The following is a 5,468-nucleotide window of genomic DNA, read 5'->3' as shown; positions in this document are numbered from 1 at the left end:
AAAGAAGTCCGGCGGTGTCCTACTCTCCCACAGGGTCGCCCCTGCAGTACCATCGGCGCTGAGAGGCTTAGCTTCCGGGTTCGGAATGGGACCGGGCGTTTCCCTCTCGCTATGGCCGCCGAAACACTATTGATGTTTCAATCAGACCACAACAACGAAGATCGTGTTGTGGGGTTCTCGACCGTACATCGAGAACCACTCAGTGGACGCAAGCACCATTGAACGGTGTGTTATCAAGTCATCGGCTTATTAGTACGAGTCAGCTGCACGCATTACTGCGCTTCCACATCTCGCCTATCAACCCAGTAGTCTGGCTGGGAGCCTCTCACCCCGAAGGGTATGGAAGTCTCATCTTGAGGCCGGCTTCCCGCTTAGATGCTTTCAGCGGTTATCCATCCCGAACGTAGCTAACCAGCGGTGCACTTGGCAGTACAACTGGCACACCAGAGGTTCGTCCAACCCGGTCCTCTCGTACTAGGGTCAGATCCTCTCAAACTTCCTACGCGCGCAGCGGATAGGGACCGAACTGTCTCACGACGTTCTAAACCCAGCTCGCGTACCGCTTTAATGGGCGAACAGCCCAACCCTTGGGACCTACTCCAGCCCCAGGATGCGACGAGCCGACATCGAGGTGCCAAACCATGCCGTCGATATGGACTCTTGGGCAAGATCAGCCTGTTATCCCCGAGGTACCTTTTATCCGTTGAGCGACAGCGCTTCCACAAGCCACTGCCGGATCACTAGTCCCGACTTTCGTCCCTGCTCGACCTGTCAGTCTCACAGTCAAGCTCCCTTGTGCACTTACACTCGCCACCTGATTGCCAACCAGGTTGAGGGAACCTTTGGGCGCCTCCGTTACTTTTTGGGAGGCAACCGCCCCAGTTAAACTACCCACCAGGCACTGTCCCTGAACCGGATCACGGTTCGAAGTTAGATATCCAGAGTGACCAGAGTGGTATTTCAACAATGACTCCACGGTAACTGGCGTCACCGCTTCAAAGTCTCCCACCTATCCTACACAAGCCACACCGAACACCAATACCAAGCTGTAGTAAAGGTCACGGGGTCTTTCCGTCCTGCTGCGCGTAACGAGCATCTTTACTCGTAATGCAATTTCGCCGAGTTCGCGGTTGAGACAGTTGGGAAGTCGTTACGCCATTCGTGCAGGTCGGAACTTACCCGACAAGGAATTTCGCTACCTTAGGATGGTTATAGTTACCACCGCCGTTTACTGGGGCTTAAATTCTCAGCTTCGCCTTGCGGCTAACCGGTCCTCTTAACCTTCCAGCACCGGGCAGGCGTCAGTCCGTATACATCGTCTTGCGACTTGGCACGGACCTGTGTTTTTAGTAAACAGTCGCTACCCACTAGTCTCTGCGGCCACCACACCCTTTCGGAGCAAGTCCTAATAAGTGGATGGCCCCCCTTCTCCCGAAGTTACGGGGGCATTTTGCCGAGTTCCTTAACCACGATTCTCTCGATCTCCTTGGTATTCTCTACCTGACCACCTGAGTCGGTTTGGGGTACGGGCAGCTAGAACCTCGCGTCGATGCTTTTCTCGGCAGCATAGGATCACCCACTTTTCATCCGCATCGTGTCTCAGCCTGTATGAGAGACGGATTTGCCTATCTCTCGGCCTACGCACTTGCCCCGGGACAACCATCGCCCGGGTTGGGCTACCTTCCTGCGTCACACCTGTTAATACGCTAACCGCACCAGAATGGGGTCGTACGCTAGGCCCAACGCTTCACCCCGAAGGGATCCGTCAAAGGGATTCAGATACTTAGCACTACTGGATTAGTTTGGGCGGTTCTTCGCCGGTACGGGAATATCAACCCGTTGTCCATCGACTACGCCTGTCGGCCTCGCCTTAGGTCCCGACTTACCCAGGGAAGATTAGCTTGACCCTGGAACCCTTGGTCTTTCGGAGGACGTGTTTCTCACACGTCTTTCGCTACTCATGCCTGCATTCTCACTCGTGTAGCGTCCACGGCTGGATCACTCCGCCGCTTCACTCGCCACACGACGCTCTCCTACCCATCAACACGGCTGGACCACGAAGGCCTACCAATAATGTCAATGCCACAACTTCGGTGGCGTGCTTGAGCCCCGTTACATTGTCGGCGCGGAATCACTTGACCAGTGAGCTATTACGCACTCTTTCAAGGGTGGCTGCTTCTAAGCCAACCTCCTGGTTGTCACAGCAACTCCACATCCTTTCCCACTTAGCACGCGCTTAGGGACCTTAGTTGGTGGTCTGGGTTGTTTCCCTCTCGACTATGAAGCTTATCCCCCACAGTCTCACTGCTGCGCTCTCACTTACCGGCATTCGGAGTTTGGCTGACGTCAGTAACCTTGTAGGGCCCATCGGCCATCCAGTAGCTCTACCTCCGGCAAGAAACACGCAACGCTGCACCTAAATGCATTTCGGAGAGAACCAGCTATCACGAAGTTTGATTGGCCTTTCACCCCTATCCACAGCTCATCCCCTCAGTTTTCAACCTAAGTGGGTTCGGCCCTCCACGACGTCTTACCGTCGCTTCAGCCTGGCCATGGATAGATCACTTCGCTTCGGGTCTAGGACACGCGACTATGGTCGCCCTATTCAGACTCGCTTTCGCTACGGCTACCCCACACGGGTTAACCTCGCCACGTATCGCTAACTCGCAGGCTCATTCTTCAAAAGGCACGCTGTCACACCTACCAGGGGTGCTCCAACGGTTTGTAAGCAAACGGTTTCAGGTACTATTTCACTCCCCTCCCGGGGTACTTTTCACCTTTCCCTCACGGTACTTGTCCGCTATCGGTCATCTGGGAGTATTTAGGCTTATCAGGTGGTCCTGACAGATTCACACGGGATTTCTCGGGCCCCGTGCTACTTGGGATACTCTTCACGCCAAGAGAGGCATTTCGACTACGGGGTTGGCACCCTCTATGACCCGCCTTTCAATGCGGTTCGTCTATACCTTCTTGTAACGCCGACCACTCGGCAGAATGATCAGAAAAGTCCCACAACCCCCAACGTGCAACGCCTGCCGGCTATCACACACGCTAGGTTTAGCCTGATCCGGTTTCGCTCGCCACTACTAACGGAATCGCGGTTGCTTTCTCTTCCTGTGGGTACTGAGATGTTTCACTTCCCCACGTTCCCTCTACCCGCCCTATATATTCAGGCGGGAGTCACTAGGTCGGCACGCCGCCCAGCGGGGTTTCCCCATTCGGACACCCTCGGATCACAGTGTGCTTATCCACTCCCCGAGGCTTATCGCAGATTGCTACGTCCTTCTTCGGCTCCAGATGCCAAGGCATCCACCGTTTGCTCTTAAAGACTTGAAATCACATGAGTTCGAATCGTCAATTCGAAATTGACTAATGATCTTTAAGATCATCTTTCACGAGACGGTCCCGAAGGATCATCTCGAAGATGCTCGCGTCCACTGTGTAGTTCTCAAAGTACGGGCGGTACCCTCCCCGCCACCGGACACTGCCGGCGCCAGAAAAGGCCCTGAGGTTCGTCTGCTCCCGACCCGAAGGCCAGAGCGCATCCGGTCCCTCAGGACCCAACAGCGTGCATGTGCCGGCGACGTCACCCGAACCTTTCCAGCTGCAAGCAGCGTACTGAGTCCAAGATCCCCCGTTCGGCACCTTGTCGAATGTTCCACCCATGAGCTAACCGGCGAGAACATTCGTCTCGATCCGGCGCCTGGACACCCGAGAGTGCCAGATGCTCCTTAGAAAGGAGGTGATCCAGCCGCACCTTCCGGTACGGCTACCTTGTTACGACTTAGTCCTAATTACCGATCCCACCTTCGACGGCTCCCTCCACAAGGGTTGGGCCACCGGCTTCAGGTGTTACCGACTTTCATGACTTGACGGGCGGTGTGTACAAGACCCGGGAACGTATTCACCGCAGCGTTGCTGATCTGCGATTACTAGCGACTCCGACTTCATGAGGTCGAGTTGCAGACCTCAATCCGAACTGGGACCGGCTTTTTGGGATTCGCTCCACCTCACGGTATTGCAGCCCTTTGTACCGGCCATTGTAGCATGCGTGAAGCCCAAGACATAAGGGGCATGATGATTTGACGTCATCCCCACCTTCCTCCGAGTTGACCCCGGCAGTATCCCATGAGTTCCCACCATTACGTGCTGGCAACATAGAACGAGGGTTGCGCTCGTTGCGGGACTTAACCCAACATCTCACGACACGAGCTGACGACAACCATGCACCACCTGTTCACGAGTGTCCAAAGAGTTCCACATTTCTGCGGCGTTCTCGTGTATGTCAAGCCTTGGTAAGGTTCTTCGCGTTGCATCGAATTAATCCGCATGCTCCGCCGCTTGTGCGGGTCCCCGTCAATTCCTTTGAGTTTTAGCCTTGCGGCCGTACTCCCCAGGCGGGGAACTTAATGCGTTAGCTGCGTCACGGAATCCGTGGAATGGACCCCACAACTAGTTCCCAACGTTTACGGGGTGGACTACCAGGGTATCTAAGCCTGTTTGCTCCCCACCCTTTCGCTCCTCAGCGTCAGTTACGGCCCAGAGATCTGCCTTCGCCATCGGTGTTCCTCCTGATATCTGCGCATTCCACCGCTACACCAGGAATTCCAATCTCCCCTACCGCACTCTAGTCTGCCCGTACCCACTGCAGGCTGGAGGTTGAGCCTCCAGATTTCACAGCAGACGCGACAAACCGCCTACGAGCTCTTTACGCCCAATAATTCCGGATAACGCTTGCGCCCTACGTATTACCGCGGCTGCTGGCACGTAGTTAGCCGGCGCTTTTTCTGCAGGTACCGTCACTTTCGCTTCTTCCCTGCTAAAAGAGGTTTACAACCCGAAGGCCGTCATCCCTCACGCGGCGTTGCTGCATCAGGCTTCCGCCCATTGTGCAATATTCCCCACTGCTGCCTCCCGTAGGAGTCTGGGCCGTGTCTCAGTCCCAGTGTGGCCGGTCACCCTCTCAGGCCGGCTACCCGTCGACGCCTTGGTGAGCCATTACCTCACCAACAAGCTGATAGGCCGCGAGCTCATCCCCCACCGAAATTCTTTCCAACTACTGACCATGCGGTCGCAGCTCGTATCCAGTATTAGACGCCGTTTCCAGCGCTTATCCCAGAGTGAGGGGCAGATTGCTCACGTGTTACTCACCCGTTCGCCACTAATCCACCCAGCAAGCTGGGCTTCATCGTTCGACTTGCATGTGTTAAGCACGCCGCCAGCGTTCATCCTGAGCCAGGATCAAACTCTCCGTAAAGAAAAAATGCATACCCACCGGGGAAAAACCGGCACGCAGCGAGTTTGAAACTGACCAAAAGAGATGAATATCAAACTGACATCCATATAAATTGATCCAAAGGAATCTCACCCCACCGAAGCAGGGTCGAGGTTATTTGGCATTTGACAAGTGCACGCTGTTGAGTTCTCAAGGATCGGATGCTCCCGCCGCTCAGCCTCTCGGCCTCACC

The 5,468-nt window shown here is 55.2% G+C and carries 3 rRNA genes; all 3 read right to left on the bottom strand.

The features are described 5' to 3' along the window. Nucleotides 1-6 precede the first annotated feature (6 nt). The 3 genes from rrf to C7474_RS14850 all read right to left on the bottom strand — a co-directional run bounded on the left by rrf (nt 7) and on the right by C7474_RS14850 (nt 5,257). Nucleotides 7-123: ribosomal RNA gene (gene rrf / locus C7474_RS14860) — 5S ribosomal RNA — on the bottom strand. 106 nt (nt 124-229) lie between these two features. Then, a 23S ribosomal RNA gene (locus C7474_RS14855) occupies nt 230-3,336 on the bottom strand. 399 nt (nt 3,337-3,735) lie between these two features. Beyond that, nucleotides 3,736-5,257, bottom strand: a 16S ribosomal RNA gene (locus tag C7474_RS14850). The 16S, 23S and 5S rRNA genes sit together here, the layout of an rRNA operon. Nucleotides 5,258-5,468 lie beyond the last annotated feature (211 nt).

The sequence above is a fragment of the Microbacterium telephonicum genome (assembly GCF_003651225.1).
Lineage (GTDB): Bacteria > Actinomycetota > Actinomycetes > Actinomycetales > Microbacteriaceae > Microbacterium > Microbacterium telephonicum.
The sequence above is the reverse complement of the archived record's forward strand: the minus strand, read 5'-3'. Positions and strand labels throughout refer to the sequence as shown.